The sequence below is a fragment of the Streptomyces sp. NBC_00663 genome (assembly GCF_036226885.1).
GTDB lineage: Bacteria > Actinomycetota > Actinomycetes > Streptomycetales > Streptomycetaceae > Streptomyces.
The window spans coordinates 2529458-2553926 of sequence record NZ_CP109027.1 but is presented as its reverse complement, the minus strand read 5'-3'; the positions used below and the strand labels follow the sequence as shown (position 1 = coordinate 2553926).

General features: G+C 69.3%; 19 protein-coding genes. 14 read left to right on the top strand and 5 right to left on the bottom strand.

What is annotated here, in order from left to right:
- Nucleotides 1–15 precede the first annotated feature (15 nt).
- Nucleotides 16–357 carry a hypothetical protein gene (locus OG866_RS11390; protein WP_329344038.1) on the top strand — a complete coding sequence of 114 codons (342 nt, stop codon included), beginning with the start codon at nucleotides 16–18 and terminating at the stop codon, nucleotides 355–357.
- Between the two features lie 64 nt (nucleotides 358–421).
- On the opposite strand, the gene OG866_RS11385 is transcribed toward OG866_RS11390, so the two are convergent.
- Nucleotides 422–760, bottom strand: a complete 339-nt coding sequence (locus OG866_RS11385) for a hypothetical protein (RefSeq protein WP_329333914.1) — start codon at nucleotides 758–760, stop codon at nucleotides 422–424.
- Nucleotides 761–1269: 509 nt separating this feature from the next.
- On the opposite strand from OG866_RS11385, the gene OG866_RS11380 reads away from it, so the two are divergent.
- The 4 genes from OG866_RS11380 (at nucleotide 1270) to OG866_RS11365 (ending at nucleotide 8457) form a co-directional block, all read left to right on the top strand.
- Entirely contained in the window at nucleotides 1270–2763 is a 1494-nt protein-coding gene (locus tag OG866_RS11380; RefSeq protein ID WP_329333912.1) for an aminotransferase class III-fold pyridoxal phosphate-dependent enzyme, read from the top strand.
- A gap of 252 nt (nucleotides 2764–3015) precedes the next feature.
- Nucleotides 3016–5136, top strand: coding sequence for an IucA/IucC family protein (locus OG866_RS11375; protein WP_443063518.1), 2121 nt, complete (start codon nucleotides 3016–3018; stop codon nucleotides 5134–5136).
- Between the two features lie 129 nt (nucleotides 5137–5265).
- A complete protein-coding gene (locus OG866_RS11370) occupies nucleotides 5266–6096 on the top strand; it encodes a GNAT family N-acetyltransferase (RefSeq protein ID WP_329333909.1) in 831 nt (276 codons plus the stop codon).
- Nucleotides 6097–6483: 387 nt separating this feature from the next.
- Entirely contained in the window at nucleotides 6484–8457 is a 1974-nt protein-coding gene (locus OG866_RS11365; protein WP_329333907.1) for an ATP-dependent DNA helicase, read from the top strand.
- Nucleotides 8458–8608: 151 nt separating this feature from the next.
- On the opposite strand, the gene lexA is transcribed toward OG866_RS11365, so the two are convergent.
- Complete coding sequence (lexA, locus tag OG866_RS11360; protein ID WP_059198553.1) at nucleotides 8609–9388, bottom strand: transcriptional repressor LexA; 780 nt, start codon at nucleotides 9386–9388, stop codon at nucleotides 8609–8611.
- Nucleotides 9389–9951: 563 nt separating this feature from the next.
- On the opposite strand from lexA, the gene nrdR reads away from it, so the two are divergent.
- Both nrdR and OG866_RS11350 read left to right on the top strand, forming a co-directional pair.
- Nucleotides 9952–10494, top strand: a complete 543-nt coding sequence (gene nrdR, locus OG866_RS11355; RefSeq protein ID WP_329333905.1) for a transcriptional regulator NrdR — start codon at nucleotides 9952–9954, stop codon at nucleotides 10492–10494.
- A gap of 162 nt (nucleotides 10495–10656) precedes the next feature.
- Nucleotides 10657–13551 (top strand): vitamin B12-dependent ribonucleotide reductase, encoded by a 2895-nt coding sequence (locus tag OG866_RS11350; protein WP_329333903.1) that lies wholly within the window; start codon nucleotides 10657–10659, stop codon nucleotides 13549–13551.
- A gap of 147 nt (nucleotides 13552–13698) precedes the next feature.
- Here OG866_RS11350 and OG866_RS11345 read toward each other — a convergent pair whose 3' ends face one another.
- Complete coding sequence (locus tag OG866_RS11345) at nucleotides 13699–14232, bottom strand: TerD family protein (protein WP_329333900.1); 534 nt, start codon at nucleotides 14230–14232, stop codon at nucleotides 13699–13701.
- A 148-nt stretch (nucleotides 14233–14380) separates the two neighbouring features.
- Here OG866_RS11345 and OG866_RS11340 point away from each other — a divergent pair, with 148 nt between their 5' ends.
- The 3 genes from OG866_RS11340 to OG866_RS11330 all read left to right on the top strand — a co-directional run bounded on the left by OG866_RS11340 (nucleotide 14381) and on the right by OG866_RS11330 (nucleotide 16682).
- Nucleotides 14381–14986, top strand: a complete 606-nt coding sequence (locus OG866_RS11340; protein ID WP_329333898.1) for a YdbC family protein — start codon at nucleotides 14381–14383, stop codon at nucleotides 14984–14986.
- A 118-nt stretch (nucleotides 14987–15104) separates the two neighbouring features.
- Nucleotides 15105–15764 carry a histidine phosphatase family protein gene (locus tag OG866_RS11335; protein WP_329333896.1) on the top strand — a complete coding sequence of 220 codons (660 nt, stop codon included), beginning with the start codon at nucleotides 15105–15107 and terminating at the stop codon, nucleotides 15762–15764.
- 12 nt (nucleotides 15765–15776) lie between these two features.
- The gene (locus OG866_RS11330) at nucleotides 15777–16682 is read left to right on the top strand and encodes an ADP-ribosylglycohydrolase family protein (protein ID WP_329333894.1); all 906 of its coding nucleotides are present in this window, start codon (nucleotides 15777–15779) and stop codon (nucleotides 16680–16682) included.
- A gap of 367 nt (nucleotides 16683–17049) precedes the next feature.
- Here OG866_RS11330 and OG866_RS11325 read toward each other — a convergent pair whose 3' ends face one another.
- A complete protein-coding gene (locus tag OG866_RS11325) occupies nucleotides 17050–18597 on the bottom strand; it encodes an MFS transporter (RefSeq protein WP_329333892.1) in 1548 nt (515 codons plus the stop codon).
- Between the two features lie 187 nt (nucleotides 18598–18784).
- Here OG866_RS11325 and OG866_RS11320 point away from each other — a divergent pair, with 187 nt between their 5' ends.
- The 3 genes from OG866_RS11320 (at nucleotide 18785) to OG866_RS11310 (ending at nucleotide 20897) form a co-directional block, all read left to right on the top strand.
- Nucleotides 18785–19408 carry a TetR/AcrR family transcriptional regulator gene (locus OG866_RS11320; RefSeq protein WP_329333889.1) on the top strand — a complete coding sequence of 208 codons (624 nt, stop codon included), beginning with the start codon at nucleotides 18785–18787 and terminating at the stop codon, nucleotides 19406–19408.
- Between the two features lie 83 nt (nucleotides 19409–19491).
- On the top strand, nucleotides 19492–20193 hold the full coding sequence (locus tag OG866_RS11315) for a ribonuclease HII (protein ID WP_329333887.1): 702 nt from the start codon (nucleotides 19492–19494) through the stop codon (nucleotides 20191–20193).
- A gap of 68 nt (nucleotides 20194–20261) precedes the next feature.
- On the top strand, nucleotides 20262–20897 hold the full coding sequence (locus tag OG866_RS11310; RefSeq protein WP_329333885.1) for a hypothetical protein: 636 nt from the start codon (nucleotides 20262–20264) through the stop codon (nucleotides 20895–20897).
- Nucleotides 20898–21275: 378 nt separating this feature from the next.
- Here OG866_RS11310 and OG866_RS11305 read toward each other — a convergent pair whose 3' ends face one another.
- Nucleotides 21276–21908, bottom strand: a complete 633-nt coding sequence (locus OG866_RS11305) for a hypothetical protein (RefSeq protein ID WP_329333884.1) — start codon at nucleotides 21906–21908, stop codon at nucleotides 21276–21278.
- A 309-nt stretch (nucleotides 21909–22217) separates the two neighbouring features.
- On the opposite strand from OG866_RS11305, the gene OG866_RS11300 reads away from it, so the two are divergent.
- A complete protein-coding gene (locus OG866_RS11300; RefSeq protein WP_329344037.1) occupies nucleotides 22218–24377 on the top strand; it encodes a RecQ family ATP-dependent DNA helicase in 2160 nt (719 codons plus the stop codon).
- Nucleotides 24378–24469 lie beyond the last annotated feature (92 nt).

Sequence of the window (24469 nt, the reverse complement as noted above, 5' to 3'; positions counted from 1 at the left end):
GAACATCCGGCCCCCCTGGCCAACGGCCTCCGCGCACAGATCAACGACCTGCAGACCCGGTTACGGGAGGCCGAGACGCACCTGGAGCACCTCGCGATCACCCGCAAGATCGTCACTGGCCTCGCCGACCGGCTCCCGGCCGTCGCGCCGGACCTGCCCGAGCACCCGGACTACCCCCGCATCCTCGACGCCTTCAACCACGCGACCGCACCGCTACGGGCCAAGGACGTCTGCGAAGCCCTCGGCCATGTACTGCTGCCGAAGAACGTCGAAGGCACCCGCGCCAAGCTGAAGCGCCTGGTCAAACTCGGGATTCTCACCGAGGCCGGCACTGGCAACTTCGCCAGGAAGCAATAGCCGACAGACAGCGGCCATGCTCCCACCTCAGCCAGAAGCGGACATCGCCGCACGAACCGCCCGCTCAGAGCAAGGTGCGCAGTTCGCGGGCCGCGTCGGTGGCATTGAGCAGGCGAGCGCCGCCCGGGAGCAGAACCAGCTGGCCTGAAGCAACAGCCCGTGCCGCGACCCCCGCCCGTTCCCAGAGCAGGACGATCTGCAGGATGACCGCCTGGTAGGCATGGTGGGCGTCGCCTCCACGAGGCTTTCCGAACCGGCGGTACAGCTCTTTGTCCACCCGGTTCCGGGCCTGCTCACGTCCCAGCCCGACGCCTGCGAACACCACTACGAACGTACTGGCGGCGAGAGCGACGATCTCCTCACCGAGCAACCCCTCGACATCGGCACCCGAACTCTCGGTCATGCCCGGCACGTTACCAATCCGCACGGCCCTGCTGGGGGCAAAACCGGTCGGCGCCGTGCTCATGGCCCATCTGCGCCCCCAATGACCAGAAGCTGCGGACCACCGAATTTCACCCGTACTACACCATCAGGCGACGACAGAACCATTCAAAGGCTCACGAACCGTCCTCTTGGAAGGCGCCTGACCCACCTGCCCGGCAGCTGCTTTGAGCTGCACGTTCCATCCCCCTGACGCGCTGCTGGCGACCGTGGAACGCAATCGCATGGGTGGACCATTATTGGCGGAACCTGGCTGATGTCGTCATTGGATGTCAAAGTGCACTGGGCCTGGGCATGTGTGGGACCGGCAACGGTTCCGTCACGGCAAGGATCTTGAGGCAACCCGTAACCCGGTGCGGCATCCGGGGTTGGTAGCGGTGGGGGGCCTGCTGTCCGGGTGCGGTCCCCCGTGCCCTTGGCGGGAGTTCGGCTCGGCTGGGGCGTCGGACGACAGCGGGAGGGCGGACAGACGTGGCCGAGGCTTCGTACGGCGGATGTGCGTCCGAGGGGAACCCGCGACGCCAGTCGACAAGGGAGCCGACAGCGGCCCGCACCTACGCGCGTGCCTTGCCGATCGTGCCCGTGCGGGCCCGTGGGCTGACCGTCGAGGGGGCGGACGGGCGCCGCTACCTGGACTGCCTCTCCGGTGCCGGGACTCTGGCCCTCGGTCACAACCACCCCGTGGTGCTGGAGGCGATCCGCGAGGTCCTCGACTCCGGTGCGCCCCTGCACGCCCTGGGCCTCGCGACCCCTGTCGAGGATGCCTTCCTCGCCGAGCTGTTCCGTAGCCTGCCGCCCGGTCTGGCCGACCACGCGCGCGTGCAGTTCTGCGGCCCGGGCGGCACGGACGCGGTGGAAGCGGCGCTCGGGCTTGTACGGGAGGCAACGGGGCGGACCGGGGTGCTTGCGTTTGCGGATGCCTGGCAGGGGATGGGCGAGGGGCTGGGCGAGGAGGCTTTCGGGGACGCTTGTTGTGGCGTGGGTGGCGTGGGTGGTCCGGATGGCGTGGGCGGTCTGGATGGTGTCGATGGTGTGGCTTTTGAGGGCGCCCGTGATGGTGTGTCCAACGGGGCCTTCACCGCGCCGGGTGCGGGGGGTGTCGCCGGGATGATCGTTGAGGTCGTCCAGGGTGAGGGGGGTGTGGTCCCGGCGCCGGACGCCTGGTTGCGGCGCCTGCGACAGCTCACTGCCGACCGGTCCATCCCGCTCATCGTCGACGAGACAGAGACAGGAGTGGGCCGCACCGGCGCTTTCTGGGCCGTGGAGCACAGCGGGATCACTCCCGACGTGATGGTGCTGTCCAAGGCCATCGGCGGCAGCCTGCCTCTCTCCGTCGTGGTCTACCGAGACGACCTCGACATCGCCGAACCCGCCGCCCCCGCAAGTGCGTTCCGCGGCAACCAACTGGCCATGGCCGCAGGAACGGCCACCCTCGCCCACGTCCGCCGACACCGTCTCGCGGAACGGGCCTCGATCCTGGGCGCCCGAATGCTTGCTCATCTCCGCTCCCTGCAAGGGCAGTTCGACTGCGTCGGGGATGTACGCGGGCGGGGGCTGATGCTGGGGGTGGAGCTGGTGCACCCGGAGTTCGAGGGTGGGGCGGCTGTGAGTGGCGGGGCGGGTGGGGGCGGAGGCGAGGTTGCGGTAACTTGCTCGCCGCTCGGGGGCGATCTGGGAGTGACTGCGGACCGTTTCGCCGAGGCGCCCTCCCCGACCGTTGCTCCTTCCTCCGCCGCTCCCGAACTTGCCGCCGCTGTCCAACGGGAGTGCCTGCGACGCGGCCTGATCGTCGACCTCGGCGGTCCTAGGGCGAATGTCATCCGCCTCCTTCCGCCCCTGACCATCAGCGACGAGCAGGCGGAGGCGGTGCTCGACCGCCTGTCCGACGCGGTGGAGGCGGCAGCCCGCGATCACGCCGCGCACGGCGAGAAACAGCAACCGCAGTACGCCGCACGCGCGGGTTGAGCCCAGCGGACGGAGGCACCACAGCGCCCACCCTCGCGCCGTCTGCCCTCCTGCCCGCAGCGTGGGCTCGCTAGCGGCCCCACCAGCAGATGCCGAGCAACTGCTGCTTCCGAATGACATGCCACCCCCCCCGCACGAACCCGAACCTCCAAGAACCCGAACCTCCAAGAACCCGAAACGCCCCCGCATCACAGATCGCCGCACTCACCTCCTTCTCCGCACCCCTTCTTGACCCGCTCACAAGGAACAGCCTTGAACACCACCCCGACCCCCGAGACCCCCGGCCGCACGCCGTCATCAACCCACGGCACGATGGAACCTCCCCGGCAGTCCGAGTCCGAGTACGAGTCGGAGCCGGGTTCCGGACCGACGGGGGACTTCGGTGGCCGTTCGCGAGAGCGGGTTCCGGAGCAAGGGCGGGGGAGGGATCGAGACGGGCAGCGGGAAAGGGAGAGGGAACAAAGTCCCTTGGCCTCCCGCCCGAACGCCGAGTGGCTGCGCGAGGCCACCGTCGACCCTCTGGAGCATCCCGACCCGCACACCGCCGCCAGGTCCGCAGCCGTCGAGAACCTACTCCGCTGCTGGGTACGCGAAGCCGGCAGCCTCCTCGCCCCCGTTGACGAAACCCTCCGTATCCCGCTTCCCGCCAGCGGCACCGCCCTGCTGGCCGCCGTCCACTACTGGTCTCCGACCGGCTGGCACCGCTTCGGCGCCGCGTATCTGGCCGACGCCCCTGAACAGTCCCCGCCCCTCGACGCCGTCACCCTCGCGGCACTCCTGGCCAGAGAGCCCTCAAGGGACAGCACTCCCGACGGGTCCGAGGATCCCGACGCCACACCCTCGGCCCCCGCCTCGACCGAGGTTGTCTCTCAGGCGCCCCGCACCACCACTGCCACCGCCACAGACGGCACCGACCTCGTCGCCCGCGTCGCCGACTCCGTACGCCACACCGCCACCTTCATCCGTGAGCGCAGGGAGCGGCCTTCGGACGAGCCCGACCTGTTCCTCGCCGCCGAACAGGCTCTTGTGCTCGGCCATCCACTGCACCCCACACCGAAGAGCCGTGAGGGCCTGACCGAGACCGAAGCGCGGCTGTACTCACCCGAGTTGCACGGCTCCTTCCCCTTGCACTGGATCGCTGTCGCTCCCTCCCTCCTCGCCACCGACTCGGCCTGGACCGAGCGCGGACGGCTCATTCCCGCGGCTCAACTCACCACACGCCTCGCCGGAACCGAACTCCCGCTCCCCGAAGAGCACGCGGCCCTGCCCCTGCACCCTTGGCAGTTGCGAGAGGTCCGGCACGACCCCGCGACCGCGGCTCTCTTCGACGCCGACCTGCTCCGCGACCTCGGAGCGCACGGCGCCCCTTGGCACCCCACCTCCTCCGTACGCACCGTCCACCGGTCCGGCGCGCCCGCCATGCTCAAACTGTCGCTCGGCCTGCGCATCACCAACTCCTGTCGTCAGAACCTCCGCAAAGAACTCCACCGCGGTGTCGAGGTCCACCGCCTGCTGCGCAGCGGACTGGCCAAGCAGTGGCAGGCCGCGCACCCCGGCTTCGACATCGTCCGCGACCCGGCCTGGCTGGCCGTCGACGGGCCGGACGGCAAGGCCGTGCCAGGGCTCGACGTGATGATCCGGCACAACCCGTTCACCGCCGCGGACGACGTTTCCTGCATCGCCGGACTCGTCGCACCCAAGCCCTCCCCGCGGCCTACCGGCGCCGGCTGGCCAGCCGGGGACCAGCCGGCCATGCGGTCCCGGCTGACCGAGGTCGTCACTCTCCTCGCCGACCGGACCGGTCGTCCCCTGGGCGCCGTCGCTGCCGAGTGGTTCCTGCGCTATCTGGAGCAGGTGGTCCGACCGGTGCTGTGGTTCGACGCGGAGGCGGGCATCGCCCTGGAGGCGCATCAGCAGAACACGCTGGTCCTGCTGGACGGTGACGGCTGGCCCGTCGGCGGCCGCTACCGGGACAACCAGGGCTACTACTTCCGCGAATCCCGCCGTGCGGACCTGGACGCTCGCCTTCCCGGCATCGGCGAGCACAGCGACACGTTCGTGTCCGACGAGGTCACCGACGAACGCTTCGCGTACTACCTCGCCATCAACAACGTGCTCGGACTCATCGGTGCCTTCGGCTCCCAACGCCTGGCCGACGAAGGGCTGTTGCTCGCCGCCTTCCGCCGCTTCCTGGGCGACATCGCCTCCGGACCCGCTCGTCTGCGTACCTCGCTGCCGGCCCGTCTGCTGGACTCACCCGTCCTGCGCTGCAAGGCCAACCTGCTGACCGGGCTGCACGGCCTCGACGAACTCGTCGGCCCCGTCGACACCCAGTCCGTCTACGTCACCATCGCCAACCCCCTTCACAGCTGATTGCTCATACCGGCCACCTGGCCACTCAGGCCGTACCTGTCAGTCCTGTCAGTCCTGTCAGTCGTGTCATTTCTGTCCGTTCAGTCCCGAGGAACATGCCCCGACCCGTCTCCTGAGAGGAGCGTCGCCGTGCCTCCCACCGACGCGAGCGCCAACGCCGCTACCGCTACCGCTACCGATGCCGACGCCTGTACAGCCCGTGGTCCTGCCGAGGTGCCGGGCACGGATTGCGAGGACACCCTTGACCTCCGCCTGCCTGACGAATTCCTCGCGCTCATCGCCAACGAGACCGTCGGCGCCGCTGCGCAGCAAAGCGGCGTAGCGAGCAGGACTCAGGCCGGCGCGGGCAACCCGGCTCAGGCTGTCGGCGTGGACGGCTCAGCCCGCGACGACCTCCTGGACACAGTCGCCGACTGGGGGCCGGTGGCCACACCTGTGGGTCTGTTCCACCTCGTACCCGTGCGTCCCGAGCGGGATCTTCCGCTCATCGGCGGCTGGATGAACGCCCCCGCTGTCGCGGAGTACTGGGAACTGGACGGACCCCAGAACCGGACCGAGGATCATGTGCGGGCCCAACTGGCCGGAGACGGGCGGTGCGTGCCCTGTCTCGGAGTGCTGGACGGCGTGCCGATGAGCTACTGGGAGATCTACCGGGCCGATCTCGATCCCGTGGCCCGCCACTATCCCGCCCGACCCCATGACACCGGAATCCACCTCCTCATCGGCGCCGCCGCCGACCGTGGGCGAGGGCTCGGCAGCGCGTTGCTCAGAAGCGTCGCCGACCTCGCGCTCGACAAGCGGCCCGCCTGTGCGCGTGTCATCGCCGAACCCGACGTTCGCAACGCCCCCTCCGTCTCCGCCTTTCTGAGCGCCGGATTCCGGTTCTCCGCCGAGATCGATCTGCCGGACAAGCGGGCAGCCCTCATGATCCGCGACCGGTCCCTGCGCGATCTGATGTGACGCGATGCCATGCCAGGCCGTGCCAGCTCATGCCGCGCGTCATCCAGCGCCGCATCACGTCCCACGCCAACCACGTCGCAGCGGCTCATGTCGTGTCACCTCATGTCATGTCACGTCGCGTCACATCGTCGTCACTTTTGGTACACCGCTCGCGCCGAACTGGTTCCCACTCCCGCCACACTCATTTCCAGCCGAGTGGATTTCGCCGAAACCAGGCATAGGCCGACACGGCCGTCCGGTGTTGACCGCAACCGACCGATCCCGACCTCCGCCGCCCCTGAGCGACCTCATCCGATCGCCGTATCGAAGTCGTCGGGTCTTGATCCAACCCCTCGGCTCCCCCGTGACCACTCGTTTGTCAGTGCGGGGCCGTAGGGTTGTCGCGCTATGACGAAGCCCTCACTCCCTGAACTCCTGCATGCTGCCGTCACTGCCGTCGGCGGCACGGAGCGCCCCGGTCAGGTGACCATGGCCGAAGCCGTCGCCGAGGCGATCGACGACGGTTCCCATCTGCTGGTCCAGGCCGGCACCGGCACCGGAAAGTCGCTGGGCTATCTCGTGCCCGCGCTCGCGCACGGGGAGAGAGTCGTCGTCGCGACCGCCACCCTGGCCCTCCAGCGCCAGCTGGTGGAGCGGGACCTGCCGCGCACGGTGGACTCGTTGCATCCCCTGCTGCGCCGTCGTCCGGAGTTCGCGATGCTCAAGGGCAGATCGAACTATCTGTGTCTGCACCGCCTGCACGAGGGCGTGCCGCAGGACGAGGAGGAGGGCCTCTTCGACCAGTTCGAGGCGGCCGCCCCCACCAGCAAGCTGGGTCAGGACCTGCTGCGGCTGCGTGAGTGGTCGGACGAGACGGAGACCGGCGACCGGGACAACCTGACTCCCGGTGTCTCCGACCGGGCCTGGGCCCAGGTGTCGGTCTCCTCGCGAGAGTGCCTGGGGGCCACGAAGTGCGCCTACGGTGCCGAGTGCTTCGCCGAGAACGCCCGCGAGCGCGCCAAGCTCGCCGAGGTCGTCGTCACCAACCACGCGCTGCTCGCCATCGACGCCATCGAGGGCGCCCCGGTCCTCCCGCAGCACGAGGTGCTGATCGTCGACGAGGCGCACGAGCTGGTGTCCCGAGTCACCGGAGTCGCCACCGGTGAGCTCACGCCCGGACAGGTCAACCGGGCGGTGCGGCGGGCGGCGAAGCTCGTCAACGAGAAGGCCGCCGACCAGCTCCAGACCGCCGCCGAGGGCTTCGAGCGGCTGATGGAGCTCGCCCTTCCGGGCCGCCTGGAGGAGATCCCGGAGGATCTCGCGTACGCCCTCATGGCGTTGCGTGACGCGGCCCGGACCGTCATCTCCGCGATCGGTGCCACCCGCGACAAATCCGTCCAGGACGAGGACGCCGTCCGCAAGCAGGCGCTGGCCTCGGTGGAGACCGTGCACGACGTGGCGGAGCGGATCACGAACGGCTCCGAGTGGGACGTCGTCTGGTATGAGCGCCATGACCGTTTCGGGGCGTCCCTGCGGGTGGCTCCCATGTCCGTGTCGGGCCTGCTTCGGGAGAAGCTCTTCGCGGACCGTTCCGTGGTTCTGACCTCGGCGACCCTGAAGCTGGGCGGTGACTTCAACGGAGTCGGCGCATCCCTGGGCCTCGCCCCGGAGGGCACCGAGGGAGATGACATCCCGCAGTGGAAGGGCGTCGACGTCGGCTCGCCCTTCGACTATCCGAAGCAGGGCATCCTGTACATCGCCAAGCACCTCGCGCGCCCCGCGCGGGACGGCGACCGCGCGGACATGCTGGACGAACTGACCGAGCTGATCCAGGCAGCCGGTGGCCGCACTCTGGGTCTGTTCTCCTCGATGCGGGCCGCGCAGCTCGCCGCCGAGGAACTGCGCTCCCGTATCCCCGAGTTCCCGATCCTTCTCCAGGGCGAGGAGACCCTCGGTGAGCTGATCAAGAACTTCGCGGCCGACCCCAAGACGTGCCTCTTCGGCACGCTCTCGCTCTGGCAGGGCGTGGATGTCCCCGGCCCCAGCTGTCAGCTGGTCGTCATGGACAAGATCCCGTTCCCGCGCCCCGACGACCCGCTGATGAGCGCCCGCCAGAAGGCGGTGGAGGACGCCGGCGGCAACGGCTTCATGGCGGTCGCCGCCACACACGCGGCGCTGCTCATGGCTCAGGGTGCCGGCCGTCTCGTACGGGCATCGGGGGACCGTGGTGTGGTGGCCGTACTGGATCAGCGGCTCGCAACCGCGCGGTACGGGGGCTATCTGAAGGCATCCCTGCCGGACTTCTGGTTCACGACGGACCGCAACCAGGTCCGCAAGTCACTGGCCGCGATCGACGCGGTGGCGAAGCAGTCGGAGGAGTGAAGGGTGTGGGGTGGCCTGACCGTCACCGGCCAGGCCACCCCACACCCAGGGCGTCCGCGGGCACCCGCACAGCACTGGGCCCCGGAACCGGCGCAGGGGTCCCGGGGCCCGGTCAGAGGGCGGACCTCGGTGGGGTCCGCCCGCCGCACCGTCACACGCGGCGCAGCACCGCCACCACCTTGCCGAGGATCGTCGCGTCATCGCCGGGGATCGGCTCGTACGCGGCGTTGTGCGGGAGGAGCCAGACGTGGCCGTCCTCGCGCTTGAAGCGCTTGACGGTGGCCTCGCCGTCGAGCATGGCGGCGACGATGTCGCCGTTCTCGGCGACCGGCTGGCGGCGGACGGTGACCCAGTCGCCGTCGCAGATCGCGGCCTCGATCATCGAGTCGCCGACCACCTTGAGGACGAACAGCTCACCGTCGCCCACGAGCTGGCGGGGGAGCGGGAAGACGTCCTCGACGGACTCCTCCGCGAGGATCGGGCCACCGGCGGCGATACGGCCGACGAGCGGGACGTACGACGCGGCGGGCTTGCCCGCGGTGTCCGTGGGCTGCACGGAGGCGGCCTGGTCGGAGCCGCGGACCTCGTACGCGCGCGGGCGGTGCGGGTCGCGGCGCAGGAAGCCCTTGCGTTCCAGTGCCATGAGCTGGTGTGCGACGGAGGACGTGCTGGAGAGGCCGACCGCCTGTCCGATCTCCCGCATGGACGGCGGGTAGCCGCGCCGCTGCACGGAGTCCCTGATGACCTCGATCACCCGGCGCTGCCGATCGGTGAGCCCAGAGCTGTCGGCCCGGATGCCTGGAGGTCGGCCCGGTAGGGAGCGCTTGTGCCCCTCGGGATTCACGGCTTCATTCATCGCATGCACCGGCTCGAGTCGGCCCTGGGAGCGGTCCTGGGCAGTGATGGTGGCGCTGTCTGCGGTGGTGGTCACGTCGGCCCCTCTCGATGGTCTCCCTGCTGGACAACGGTAGTTGCTTTCGAAAGGTTGCGCCAAACACACGTTCGAGTGAAAAAGTCTGTTTCACCTGACGTGATCATGTGTCTGGGTGTATGGCTAACGCGGCGCCTGGCGGACAAAAGGGCCCGTTGTTGTACTGTTCACCGCCGGGTGACGACCTCGCGGGCTGCTGACCCAGTCTGCCATCCAGCGTCCCGTCAGCCGGGATCCGGCCCTCATCTACGCGGGAGTCCCACGCGCTCTCCGTGTGGCGACCACGGTATCTCCGCATGCGCCGCAGCGGTACGCCTGGGCACGGTCATGTCCCGCGTGGCGGCGCTGTCATGCGGCACATGCCAATACGGGTGCGACACGCGTGTACGGCGTGTTTGCGGTGACGATCCCTACATCTAGTGCTTGGATTGCTACAGCAGCCCAGAAGTTGTGGTCCCCCGGGTCTTCGGAGCCTCTGAGATCGCCTATGCTTGGGGCTGCTTCGAGGGGCCCATGGGGCTCAGCGAGGCTATTGAGTCTGCTGTGAGGAGGGTTGGGAGTTCATGCACTGCCCCTTCTGCCGGCACCCCGACAGCCGCGTCGTCGACAGTCGTACGACCGACGACGGCACGTCGATCCGCAGGCGCCGCCAGTGTCCGGACTGCTCCCGTCGTTTCACGACCGTGGAGACGTGTTCGCTCATGGTGGTCAAGAGGTCCGGAGTCACCGAGCCTTTCAGCCGTACCAAGGTCATCAATGGTGTGCGCAAGGCATGCCAGGGGCGGCCAGTCACCGAGGACGCACTCGCCCAACTCGGCCAGCGGGTCGAGGAGGCGGTGCGGGCCACCGGAAGCGCCGAGCTGACCACCCATGACGTGGGGCTGGCCATACTCGGTCCGTTGCAGGAGCTCGATCTGGTCGCCTATCTGCGATTCGCCTCCGTCTACCGGGCGTTCGACTCGCTCGACGACTTCGAGGCCGCGATCGCGGAACTGAGGGAGGCGACGGGGCGTCCCGACGTGGACGCGGACGTGGGGAGCCAGGAAGACGACCGCGGGGCGGGAGAGACCGTTCAGGTCCCCGAGCCCGCGGGTGCCGCCGACTGATCTGCGGCCCGGTCCGGTCGGAGACACCGGGGCGGCCGCACGGCGGCGATGAGGACCTGTTGCGGGCGGTAGCGAGTGGGTGCCCGCAATACCAAGACAGAACACCGTGCCACGGGAACATCGGGGCACTTCAGGGCGTTTTCGCCCGTACAGGGAGGCGGCATGACAGAGACGGCGAGCGGTCCGGCACGAGGTTCCCGAGCCAAGGGCGCCAAGGCCACCAAGGGGCTGCGTATCGAGCGCATCCACACCACCCCCGGCGTGCACCCGTACGACGAGGTCCAGTGGGAGCGTCGTGACGTCGTCATGACCAACTGGCGCGACGGCTCGGTCAACTTCGAGCAGCGTGGCGTCGAGTTCCCCGACTTCTGGTCGGTGAACGCGGTCAACATCGTCACCAGCAAGTACTTCCGCGGTGCCGTCGGCACCCCGCAGCGCGAGACCGGCCTCAAGCAGCTGATCGACCGCATCGTGAAGACGTACCGGAAGGCCGGCGAGGACTACAAGTACTTCGCCTCGCCCGCTGACGCCGAGATCTTCGAGCACGAGCTGGCGTACGCCCTCCTGCATCAGATCTTCAGCTTCAACAGCCCCGTCTGGTTCAACGTCGGTACGCCCCAGCCGCAGCAGGTGTCCGCCTGCTTCATCCTGGCCGTCGACGACTCCATGGAGTCGATCCTCGACTGGTACAAGGAAGAGGGCATGATCTTCAAGGGCGGCTCCGGTGCCGGCCTGAACCTCTCCCGCATCCGCTCCTCCAAGGAACTGCTGTCCTCCGGCGGCAACGCCTCGGGTCCCGTCTCCTTCATGCGCGGCGCCGACGCCTCCGCGGGCACCATCAAGTCCGGTGGCGCCACCCGCCGCGCGGCCAAGATGGTCATCCTCGACGTCGACCACCCCGACATCGAGGACTTCATCGAGACCAAGGTGAAGGAAGAGGAGAAGATCCGCGCCCTGCGTGACGCGGGCTTCGACATGGACCTGGGCGGCGACGACATCACGTCCGTCCAGTACCAGAACGCCAACAACTCGGTCCGCGTGAACGACACGTTCATGAAGGCCGTCGAGACGGGCGGCAAGTTCGGCCTGACCTCCCGTATGACCGGCGAGGTCATCGAAGAGGTCGACGCCAAGGCGCTGTTCCGCAAGATGGCCGAGGCCGCGTGGGCGTGCGCCGACCCGGGCATCCAGTACGACGACACCATCAACCACTGGCACACGTGCCCGGAGTCCGGCCGTATCAACGGCTCGAACCCGTGCAGCGAGTACATGCACCTGGACAACACGTCCTGCAACCTCGCCTCGCTGAACCTGATGAAGTTCCTCAAGGACGACGGCAAGGGCCGTCAGTCCTTCGAGGTCGAGCGCTTCGCCCAGGTCGTCGAGCTCGTCATCACCGCGATGGACATCTCCATCTGCTTCGCGGACTTCCCGACGCAGAAGATCGGTGAGAACACGCGCGCGTTCCGCCAGCTCGGCATCGGCTACGCCAACCTCGGCGCCCTGCTGATGGCGACCGGCCACGCGTACGACTCGGACGGCGGTCGCGCCCTCGCCGGCGCCATCACCTCCCTGATGACCGGCACGTCGTACAAGCGTTCCGCCGAACTCGCCTCGGTCGTCGGCCCGTACGACGGCTACGCCCGTAACGCGCAGCCGCATCTGCGGGTCATGAAGCAGCACGCGGACGAGAACACCAAGGCCGTCCGCATGGACGACCTGGACACGCCGATCTGGGCCGCCGCCACGGAGGCCTGGCAGGACGTGCTGCGTCTCGGTGAGAAGAACGGTTTCCGTAACGCCCAGGCGTCGGTCATCGCCCCGACCGGCACCATCGGACTCGCGATGTCCTGCGACACCACTGGCCTTGAGCCCGACCTCGCGCTGGTCAAGTTCAAGAAGCTGGTCGGCGGCGGCTCGATGCAGATCGTCAACGGCACCGTCCCGCAGGCCCTGCGCCGCCTGGGCTACCAGGAGGAGCAGATCGAGGCGATCGTCGCCCACATCGCCGAGAACGGCAATGTGATCGACGCCCCTGGCCTCAAGCACGAGCACTACGAGGTCTTCGACTGCGCCATGGGCGAGCGCTCCATCTCCGCGATGGGCCACGTCCGCATGATGGCCGCGATCCAGCCCTGGATCTCCGGCGCGCTCTCCAAGACGGTCAACCTGCCGGAGACGGCGACCGTCGAGGACGTCGAAGAGGTCTACTTCGAGGCGTGGAAGATGGGCGTCAAGGCGCTCGCCATCTACCGCGACAACTGCAAGGTCGGTCAGCCCCTCTCCGCGAAGACCAAGGAGAAGGAGAAGACCGAGGTCACCGAGAAGGCCGAGGCCGAGATCCGCAAGGCCGTCGAGAAGGTCGTCGAGTACCGCCCGGTCCGCAAGCGCCTGCCCAAGGGCCGTCCCGGCATCACGACCTCCTTCACGGTCGGCGGCGCCGAGGGCTACATGACCGCCAACTCCTACCCGGACGACGGTCTCGGCGAGGTCTTCCTGAAGATGTCCAAGCAGGGCTCCACCCTCGCGGGCATGATGGATGCCTTCTCCATCGCGGTCTCCGTCGGCCTCCAGTACGGCGTGCCGCTGGAGACGTACGTCTCGAAGTTCACCAACATGCGCTTCGAGCCGGCGGGTATGACGGACGACCCCGATGTCCGTATGGCGCAGTCGATCGTCGACTACATCTTCCGTCGTCTGGCGCTCGACTTCCTGCCCTTCGAGACGCGTTCCGCGCTCGGTATCCACTCCGCGGACGAGCGTCAGCGCCACCTGGAGACCGGTTCGTACGAGCCGTCCGACGACGAGGTCGACGTCGAGGGGCTGGCCCAGTCGGCGCCGCGCGCCCAGGAGCTCAAGGCCGTCGTCACCCCGAAGGTCGAGGTCGAGGCGGCCAAGCCCGCTCCGAAGCAGGCCCACACCAGCGCCGAGCTGGTGGAGATGCAGCTGGGCATCCAGGCCGACGCCCCGCTCTGCTTCTCCTGCGGTACGAAGATGCAGCGGGCGGGTTCCTGCTACATCTGCGAGGGCTGCGGTTCGACCAGCGGTTGCAGCTGACCGCGCGTGTGAGTGATCTGTGAGGCGGTGGGGCCGGTTCCGGCTCCACCGCCTCCTGCTTGCCCTCGCGCCGCGTTGCCAGGCTTGATCGACGGAACCGAGCGCACGTCAGCGGACGAGCGGCTCGCCGTAGCGCCGCTCGCCCGGTCAGGGCTGGTGTGCCGTCCCCATGACGCGGGTGAACTCCGCCGGGTCGTCCTCGAAGCCGTGGATGCCGGGACGGAACTCCCAGGTGCCGGCGCCGTCCCGGACGAACTCCGCGACGGTCGCCGCCGTGGACCCGAGGACCGTGCCGAAGTCGTCCTCGGTCAGGACCGTGTAACCCTCACGTATGCGCAGTGCCGGGTTGGTCACGCCGACGAACGTGCGCTCCGCGGAGCGCTGTTGGATGACGATACCGACGACCACGCGCGCGTAGCGGCTGTCGAGCCGGTCGAGTTCCAGCGTCATGACCTCGTCCCAGCCGAAGCCCTTGCCGTCCTTGCTGTCCCGGTTGAGGTACATGGTGCCGTCGGGGGAGCGGCTGTCGAAGTGCACCACGTAGCTGGGATCGCCGTACGGATCGCTCGCCAGGTAGGGCGCGGCCACGATGTCGAGATCGGTGGGCGCTTCGCTCACGGGACTCGGGTCCCACTTCAGCGCGACTTCGACCTTGCGGATCCCCTTGTTGAGGCCGTTCACCAGGCTTCCCCTTCCCCGTGTTCCACGGCCCGAACTGCCATGAGGTCAGGGCCGGTTGTCCATCCTGCCACGCGCGCGGCATCCTCCGGGGAAGAGATCTCTGCCGGAGCGTGACCGACGCCACGCTGCGTGGCCTTACGATGGCGCGGTGCTGGTCAAGTGGATTCGCTGCACCGTGGTGGACCGCCGCGGCTTCGAGCGGGGGCAGCGAAAGTGGGCGGGGCTACTCGGTGAGCCGGGGTTTCGGGGACAGGGCGGAGGCTGGAGCCGGGGGCGGACCGGAGTGGCGCACATCTTCTCCTTCTGGGAGAGCCGTTCGTTCTACGACTCCTTCATGGCCCGTTCCCATGATCGTCTGGCGTCCGCGCAGTCGGGCACGTTCAAGGACGCGCAGGTCAGACTGTTCGACTATCGCTTCGACGTGAAGACCGGTTTCGAGCCGCGTTTCACCGACGCCGACCTGGTACGGGTCGCGCACTGCCGGGTCCACGAGGACCGCGCCGAGCACTTCACGCTGATGCAGGAGAAGGTCTGGAACCCGGCGATGGCCGGCTCGCCCGGGATGATCCGCGGTCTGTTCGGCGAGGCGCCGGGTCATGAGTTCCTCGTCCTGTCGATGTGGCAGTCGGCCGCCGAGCACGGCAAGTACCGCACGGAACGGGTCGAGCGACTTGCCCTGCGGGCCCAGATCGAGGCGGACGTGGCCGCTCTCACGGGGGACATCGTGGCGCTCGAGCCGACCTGGACGGTTTGACATCCGGACCCGGTACAGGTGCGCTTTGTGAGGCCTGTGGTGCAGAAAATGTGTGACCTACGCCGTATGGAGGCCGTACGGGTGCTCGATGGGCCGTCACCCGATCTAGGGTTTTGGCATGGCACGACCACGGCGCATCGTCCTTGTCCGGCACGGCGAGTCAACGGGCAATGTTGATGACACCGTGTACGAGCGCGAGCCGGACCACGCGCTGGCGCTGACCGAGCAGGGTTGGCAGCAGGCGGAGGAGACGGGTAAACGGCTGCGGGAGGTATTCGGCCGCGAGCGCGTCAGCGTGTACGTGTCGCCGTACCGCCGTACCCACGAGACCTTCCGCGCCTTCCATCTCGACCCCGAGCAGGTACGCGTGCGCGAGGAGCCCCGGCTGCGCGAGCAGGACTGGGGGAACTGGCAGGACCGCGACGACGTACGGCTGCAGAAGGCCTACCGGGACGCGTACGGCCACTTCTTCTACCGCTTCGCCCAGGGCGAGTCCGGTGCCGATGTCTACGACCGGGTCGGCGGCTTCCTGGAGAGCCTGTTCCGCAGTTTCGAGGCGCCCGACCACCCACCCAACGTGCTGCTGGTGACGCATGGGCTCGCCATGCGGCTGTTCTGCATGCGCTGGTTCCACTGGAGCGTCGCGGAATTCGAGTCGCTGTCGAATCCCGGGAACGCGGAGATGCGGATGCTCGTTCTCGGTGACGACGGCCGGTACGCCCTTGACCGGCCCTTCGACCGCTGGCGAGATCCGGAACCGTACGGGATCACCGGATAGAGTGGCAGAGCGATGACCGCTGACTCCTCTCCCGACGGGCGCCTGGACCGCGCCCTGTCCAGCCTGCGCGGACTCGCGGTGGGGGACGCGCTCGGTTCGCAGTTCTTCGTGCCGGTGAACTACCCGCTGCTCAAGCGCCGCGAGCTGCCGTCCGAGCCCTGGCAGTGGACGGACGACACCGAGATGGCGTGCTCCGTGGTGGCCGTCCTGGCCGCCCACCACCGCATCGACCAGGACGCGCTGTCCCAGTCCTTCGCCCACCATCACGACTTCGACCGCGGCTACGGTCCCGCGGTCAACCGCCTGCTGCGGCTGGTCCGCGAGGGCGGCGACTGGCGCGAACTCGCCGCCGGACTGTTCAACGGGCAGGGGTCCTGGGGCAACGGCGCAGCGATGCGGATCGCCCCGCTCGGTGCCTGGTACGCGGACGACCCGGAGCAGGCGACGCACCAGGCGGAGATCTCCGCCTACCCCACGCACCAGCACCGCGAGGCCGTGGTCGGGGCCATGGCGGTCGCCGCGGCGGCCTCGCTGGTCGCGGCTCCCGGCGGCCCGCCCAGCGCCGAGGAACTCCTGGACGGTGTCATCGCGCTCGTCCCGAAGAGCGCCGTCGGAGCGGGCCTGCGCCGGGCCAGGGACATGCTCGACTACGGCGACACGAGCACCGTCGCGGCCGTGCTGGGCTGCGGACGGCGTACGACGGCTCATGACACGGTGCCGTTCGCGATCTGGTCGGCCGCCCGGTCCCTCGGCGACTACGAGGAGGCGTTCTGGTCGACCGCCCAGGTGGGCGGCGATGTCGACACGACCTGCGCCATCGTGGGCGGGGTCATCGCCTCTGGAAAGGCGGGAGCGCCTCCTGCCGAGTGGGCGAGACGGACCGAGGCGCTGCCGGAGTGGCTGACGGCGGCCGGCTGAACCGGCGCCCCGCGCCGTCGCGGCTGCCGGCACCCAGCACCAGGGCCAGCTGCCGGTCCTTAGCACCAGTGGGCTGTGTGGTCAGCTGTGTGATCACCTCCCGCATGCGAAAACTCTCCGTGCCCGATGGGAACTCTGCGTAATCATCCAAGCGTTGTCGTGGTATCCGCTGTGTGATCCATGGGGAACCGCGGTCGGCGCGGCCAGATGACGTGCGAGGGACGGAGGGGGTGGCATGTACTGGATGTGGGTTCTGCTGGGCCTGTCGGCCCTCGCTGCGTGGATGACCGGACCGGCGTCCTCGCCTTCCGTCCCAGGGGCGAGATTCACGTCCGGCCATCCACCGCGCTGTGCGAGCCTGCTCCGGTCAGCCGAGGCCGGGGCCCGCCGTGCCCGCGAGCGCCTCCAGGTCGCTCTTGCGGACCCGGATGACCAGCCAGGCGGTGACCAGGGCGAGTACCGCCATCGAGGCCGCCGCGACGAATCCGGTGGAGATGCCCTGGGCAAGCACCTCGTGCCCCCACGGCGCGGGCAACTGATGCGTCTTGGCGAACTCCGCCTTCTGTTCCGCCGTGCCGTCGGCCATGAACTGCGGCAGCTGCTTCTCCGCCTCGTCCTTGCTGGCCGAGCCGAACACAGTGGTCAGGATGGACAGGCCGAGCGACCCGCCCACCTGCTGAGTGGCGTTCAGCAGTCCGGACGCCGCGCCCGCCTCGTGCTGGGCGACACCGGAGACCGCCGTGATCGTCAGCGTGACGAAGTTCAGGCCCATGCCGAAGCCGAAGACCAGCATCGGACCGAGGATACCGCCGACGTACGAACTGTCGGAGTTGAGCAGGGTCTGCCAGAACAGGCCGAGCACGGCGAGAGCCGAGCCCGCGAGCATGAACGGCTTGGGGCCGAGCACCGGCAGGAACCGCTGCGACAACCCCGCGCCGAGGGCGATCACGACCGTCACGGGCAGGAAGGCGAGGCCCGCCTCGATCGGGGTGTAGTCCAGCACGTTCTGCACGAACAGCACGATGTAGAAGAACATGCCGAACATCGCGGCGGCCAGACTCAGCATGATCACGTACGTGCCGGAGCGGTTGCGGTCGGCGAACATCCTCAGCGGGGTGATCGGCTCCTTCGCGCGGGTCTCGATGAACGCGAAGGACAGCAGCAGGACGACCGCGGCGGCGAAGGACCCGATCGTCAGGCTGTCCCGCCAGCCCTCGTCCGCCGCGCGGATGAAGCCGTAGACGAGGGAGGCCATGCCCGCCGTCGAGGTCAGCGCCCCCGCGATGTCGAAGCGGCCGGTGTGCCGTTCGGACTCGCTGATGTACAGCGGGGTGAGGACGGCGATCAGGACACCGATCGGCACATTGACGAAGAGCACCCACCGCCAGTCCAGCCATTCGGTGAGCATGCCGCCCGCGAGCAGGCCGATGGCGCCACCGCCCGCCGAGACCGCGGCGAAGACTCCGAAGGCCCGGTTCCGTTCCGGGCCTTCGGGGAAGGTGGTGGTGATGAGGGCCAGCGAGGTGGGCGACGCGATCGCGCCTCCCACGCCCTGAAGCACACGCGCCGCGAGCAACTGCCAGGGTTCCTGGGCGAGTCCGCCGAGCAGCGAGGCCAGGGTGAACAGCAGGATGCCGGCGGTGAACACCCGCCGCCGGCCGAGGATGTCGCCGGCGCGGCCGCCCAGGAGCAGCAGTCCGCCGAAGGTGAGTGTGTAACTGCTGACGACCCAGGTGAGGTCGGTGGTGCTGAACTTCAGAGCGTCTTGAATGTGCGGGAGTGCGATGTTCACAATCGTCGCGTCGAGTACCACCATGAGTTGGCAGGCTGCGATGACGGTGAGCGCGAGGCCGGGACGTCCTTCCCGGCGGGCCGCACCTGGCTTCTGATCCTTGATCAACTGAGAGGTTGTCACTATGGGTCCCCCACAAGTGCGTTAGTGAACGCTCGCGTTCACTGGCGCGTCCACGGTAGTGAGTCCTCCATAGTGAACGCAAGCGTTCACTTAGATTGTGGTCGTGTGGCGTTTTCCCCCGATGTCGCCCCGCGTCTTTCCGCTCTCCCCAAAACCCCCACTCCCCTTGCTCGCTGGAGAAACTCAGATGGTTACCTCGCGCTGGACGGCCGCCCCCGCTCAGGCGTCCTCCCTCCGTCGGCGCGGCGCCGTACTCGAACGCGCGATCCTCGACGCCGCACTGGATCAGCTGAGTACCGTCGGCTGGAAGGGCCTCACGATGGAGGGCGTCGCCGCGGGCGCGCAGACCGGCAAGGCGGCGGTGTACCGGCGGTGGCCCTCCAAGGAGGATCTCGTCGCGGACGCGCTCAAGGCAGGGCTGCCGCTGATCGACGAGGCACCCGACCTGGGCGGGCTGCGCGAGGACCTCCTCGCGCTCTGCCGACAGGCGCGCGACGCGATGTACTCACGCCCGGGCTTCGCCCTTCGCGCAGTGATTCACGAATGCGATGACACGCAGGCGGAGCGCTTCCATGGCGTGATCTTCGGAGGGGTCGTGGAGCCGACGCTCAGGCTGCTCGGCGAGGTCATCACCCGTGGAATCGAGCGGGGAGAGGTCCGTGGCGATGCCGCGAACAGTTATGTCTTCGATGCCATGCCGGCCATGATGATGTACCGCTCCAAGATGAGCGGAAGCGAATGGAGCGATCAGGAGCTACAGGAGATGATCGACCAGTTCATGGTCCCCCTGCTGCGGCCGAGCGGCGACTGAGGAGGGGTTTCGACCCGGCCGTGACACCACTCGGGAAGCCGGGGTGTCGCCGGGTGATCCAGGCGGCGTACGCTAAGGACGCCATGCCGTACGAACCACCCACACACACCGTCGAGCGCTCCCTCCGCGCCACGACCGGAGCGAAGGTCATTGCCGGTGTCGACGAGGTGGGGCGCGGTGCGTGGGCCGGCCCCGTCACCGTCTGCGCGGCGGTCACCGGACTGCGCCGACCCCCCGAAGGCCTCACCGACTCCAAGCTGCTCACCGTCAAACGACGCGCCGTGCTGGACGTGGAGCTCCGGAAGTGGGTGACGTCGTACGCCCTGGGGCACGCCTCCCCGGAGGAGATCGACGAACTGGGCATGACCGCTGCCCTGCGGCTGGCGGCGGTCCGCGCCCTAGAGGCCCTGCCGGTGCGTCCCGAGGCGGTGATCCTCGACGGCAAGCACGACTATCTCGGGGTGCCGTGGAGGGTCCGTACGGTGATCAAGGGCGACCAGTCGTGCGTGGCGGTCGCGGCTGCCTCGGTGATCGCCAAGGTCCACCGCGACAAAATGATGGCCGAACTGGGTATCGACCATGCAGACTTCGGTTTCGCGGCCAATGCCGGGTATCCGTCACCCGTGCACAAGGCCGCGCTGGAGGAGCGGGGACCCACCCCGCACCACCGGCTGTCGTGGGCGTATCTTGATGCGCTGCCCCAGTGGCGGCACCTCAAGAAGGTCCGCAGCTGGGCGGACGGACGCGTTCCGGAGATCGAGGGCCAGCTCGGCTTCGACTTCTGACTGTTCCGCTCGCACTTATGTGCCACCCGCCTACGCGAGCCGCACCAATGTTTGATAAAAGTCAGCTCATGCCTCTCCTTCCCGAGGAGCCTCAGATTCACGAGAGTGCCCAGGGTCCCCGCGCCACTTCGGCCACTGGCCGCACCGCGCCGACCCCCCGTCCCGTACCCGGCCCCAGGCCCGCGGCGCACCCGCGTCCCGGCCGTCCCGGCCCCCTCCGGCCCACGCCTCCGGTGCAGCGCGCACCGCACGACGTGGCCGCCAAGCCGGGACCTTCGGGCCCGGCGCCCCACGCCGCCGCCCCGGTTCCGGCGACCCCGCAGCTCCAGCTGATCCCGGCCTCCGCCGACGGCGCGCTCGACGCCGCCGAGGAAGCTGTTGATCTGCTCCTGGAGTCGGGCCGTGCCCCCGGTGACGTGCTGGTGGTCACCACCGGCGAGCCGCATCCGTGGGCCGCCCACGAGCTGTCCTTCGGCGAAGCCTCCTACTGGGCTCAGCACGACGCGGGTGACGACGTCTTCTACCTGCATGCCGACGCCGCGGGCCGTGCCGCCGCGCGCCCGGTCGTCGTGGTCGCCGTCAACGGCGGTTCCGACGCGGTCGCCGCCACCGTTCTGCCCCTGGCCCACAGCCGGGCCGGCGCTCTGCTGATCGTCTGCGGCGACCCGCAGCAGATCAACGCGGTGCTGGGCACGGGCGTCTGAGCCCGTTCCGGTACGTCCGGGGGGACACCGGGGTGACGAAGGAGCCGTCGCGGCGGCTCCAGCACGGTGGGGGGCTTGTCGTGCGCGGACGCCTGGGGTGATCCGTGCGCGTGCCCTCGCCCGAGTGCGCTCCGGCCTGCCCTCTGGTGATGGGCCGGAGGCCAGGGGAGTCTCGCCGTCGGCCGCCGCCGTGAACACGGTGGTCTGATGGCTGCTCGGCGAGCGCGAGCCCATCGCTCATGCCGTACGACTTCGTCGTGTGGCGGACGCGGGGGGGGGGCTTCCGAAGCAGGATCGGCCCGGCCCGGCCGGTGTCCCGGAGCCCGGCTCGGCCCGGCCGATGTCCCGGAAGGCGCCTTGAGGCACCCCCCCGGAGTCTCAGCGGGCCGCCGCGCGGCGCAACACCTCTGACGCCGCACCGCCGGTGCGGGGCAGCGGGGGCGGGGCCTCCGACAGGGCGAAGGGCTCTGGTGCCGACGTGGAGTTGGGGCGGCGTCCGCCGCGACCCTCACCGAGGACCTGCCAGCCGTCACGGGTCAGCGTGATGTAGGCGCCGCAGCGCAGCCCGTGCAGCGTGCAGGCGTCGCGCAGTCCCCACATCCACGCGCCGTCCTCCTCCGTCCAACGCGCGTCGCCGTCACGGCAGTACAGCAGCACCGCCGTGCGTACCGGTGTGCGGCGGCGCAGGTCGTGCGGGATGACCCGGCGCAGCTGTGAGAGCAGCGCGTTGCGGAACATCCACCCGTCGGCCGGTGCCGGGCGGCGGGTGAACGACGCGCTCGCACTCAGCCGTTCGTCCGGATCGAGGACGGCCACGATCGCCGTCGCGGTCGTCGGACGGTGCCGGGAGTGCAGTCCGCTGACGACCTCGCGGGGATTGCGCAGCAGGGGAATCCCGGCTGCGGCCCACTCCGCGGGTTCGAGCAGACGGGTCAGCGGGTTGGATGCGGCGGACAGGTCGGCAGACGTCGACGTGGATGCCGCCGAGGACGGAGCGAATCCGAAGGTCACGGTCCTCCCTTCGGCTACGCGCCCACACTGCGGGCGGGGGTCGGATTCGGGGGAGCGCACACCGCAGCAGAGCCCTACCGGACCACGGACGAGCCGTGCGGGGAGCGGAGTTCAATTCTTCCTGTCGAACTTGGATGCGGCAACGAGCAATTGGGGCCACCGACCGGTATCTGGCGGTGTGTGGTTTATATCCCTACCCGCTGTTTCACTGCGCGACGCCAGACAAGCGCGCGTGCCTGACGGACGGGATGCCTGGTGTCACGCGGTGTGAAGTGGCCGATTGTCAGTGCCATGGGGTTGCATGGAGACATGGCCAACCTGGAGCTGCGTGCCGAAGCCGATGCCGTCCTCGCCGAGCTGGTCGGGGCCCCTGAGGGATCCGCGCGATTGCGCGAGGACCAGTGGCAGGCGGTGTCGGCGCTGGTCGAGGACCGCCGACGCGCGCTGGTCGTGCAGCGCACCGGCTGGGGCAAGTCCGCGGTGTACTTCGTAGCCACCGCGCTGCTGCGCCGCCGGGGAGCCGGTCCGACCGTGATCGTCTCTCCGCTCCTGGCCCTGATGCGCAACCAGGTCGAGTCGGCGGCGCGGGCCGGTATCCGGGCGCGCACCATCAACTCGGCCAACCCCGAGGAGTGGGACACCATCCACGAGGAGGTGGAGCGGGGCGAGACCGATGTGCTCCTGGTCAGTCCGGAACGCCTCAACTCGGTGGACTTCCGCGACCAGTTGCTGCCCAAGCTGGCGGCCACGACCGGCCTGCTGGTGGTCGACGAGGCGCACTGCATCTCCGACTGGGGGCACGACTTCCGGCCTGACTACCGACGCCTGCGGGCGATGCTCACCGAGCTCGCTCCCGGAGTTCCGGTCCTGGCGACCACGGCGACCGCCAACGCGCGCGTCACCGCGGACGTGGCCGAGCAGCTCGGCACCGGTGCCGGAGAGGCGCTGGTGCTGCGCGGCCCGCTGGAGCGCGAGAGCCTGCGCCTCGGCGTCGTCCAACTGCCGGACGCCGCACACCGCCTGGCCTGGCTCGCCGAGCATCTGGACGAGCTGCTGGGCTCCGGAATCATCTACACGCTGACGGTCGCCGCCGCCGAGGAGGCCACCGCCCATCTGCGGCAGCGCGGCCACCAGGTCGCCTCCTACACGGGGCGCACGGAGAACGCCGACCGTCTCCAGGCCGAGACCGACCTGCTCGCCAACCGGGTCAAGGCACTGGTCGCGACCTCGGCCCTCGGCATGGGCTTCGACAAGCCTGACCTGGGCTTCGTCATCCATCTTGGCTCACCGTCCTCGCCCATCGCCTATTACCAGCAGGTCGGCCGCGCGGGACGGGGCGTGGCACACGCGGATGTGCTGCTGCTGCCGGGCAAGGAGGACGAGGCCATCTGGCGCTACTTCGCGGACACCGCCTTCCCGCCCGAGGATCAGGTCCGCCAGACCCTCGCGGCACTGGCCGACGCGGGCCGGCCGTTGTCCGTGCCCGCCCTGGAGGCAGTCGTGGACCTCCGGCGCACCCGCCTGGAGACCATGCTCAAGGTCCTCGACGTGGACGGGGCCGTCAAACGGGTCAAGGGCGGCTGGATCGCCACCGGCGAGCCCTGGGTCTACGACGCCGAGCGGTACGCCTGGGTGGCACGGCAGCGCGCGGCCGAACAGCAGGCCATGCGCGACTACGTGAGCACGACCGGATGCCGGATGGAGTTCCTGCGCCGCCAGCTCGACGACGAGGGAGCGGCCCCGTGCGGCCGTTGTGACAACTGCGCGGGTCCCTGGGCCGACACCTCCGTCTCGGCGGAAACGCTGACCGCGGCGACGAAGGAACTTGACCGCCCGGGCGTCGAGGTCGAACCACGCAGGATGTGGCCGACCGGAATGCCCGCGCTGGGGATCGATCTCAAGGGCCGTATCCCGGCCAAGGAGCAGTGCTCCACCGGGCGCGCGCTGGGGAGGCTCTCCGACATCGGCTGGGGCAACCGGCTGCGCCCCCTGCTGGCCGAGGGCGCTCCCGACGGTCCGGTCCCCGACGACGTGCTGCGGGCCGCGGTGTCGGTCCTCGCCGACTGGGCGCGCTCGCCCGGTGGCTGGGCGTCTAACACGCCGGATGCCGCAGCCCGGCCGGTGGGCGTCGTCGCCGTGCCGTCTTTGGCCCGTCCCCGGCTCGTGGGTTCCCTCGCCGAGGGCATCGCGGGTATCGGTCGTCTCCCGCTGCTGGGCACCTTGACGTACACGGGCCCCGGCGGCGCGCACGCGGCGCGGCGCAGCAACTCCGCCCAGCGGCTCAGGGCTCTGTCCGGCAGCTTCGGCGTCTCCGACGAGCTCGCCGAAGCGCTGGCTCGCACTCCCGGCCCCGTCCTGCTCGTGGACGACTACACCGACTCCGGTTGGACACTGGCCGTCGCCGCGCGTCTGCTGCTGCGGGCGGGAAGCGAGCAGGTGCTTCCTCTGGTGCTTGCGGCGGCGGGCTGAGCGGCACAGCGCGTGGCGGGGCGGCGCGTGGCGGGGCGGCGTGGGGCAGCGGCGTGGCGGGAACCGAATTGACGTGTCCGCGGCCGGAGTTA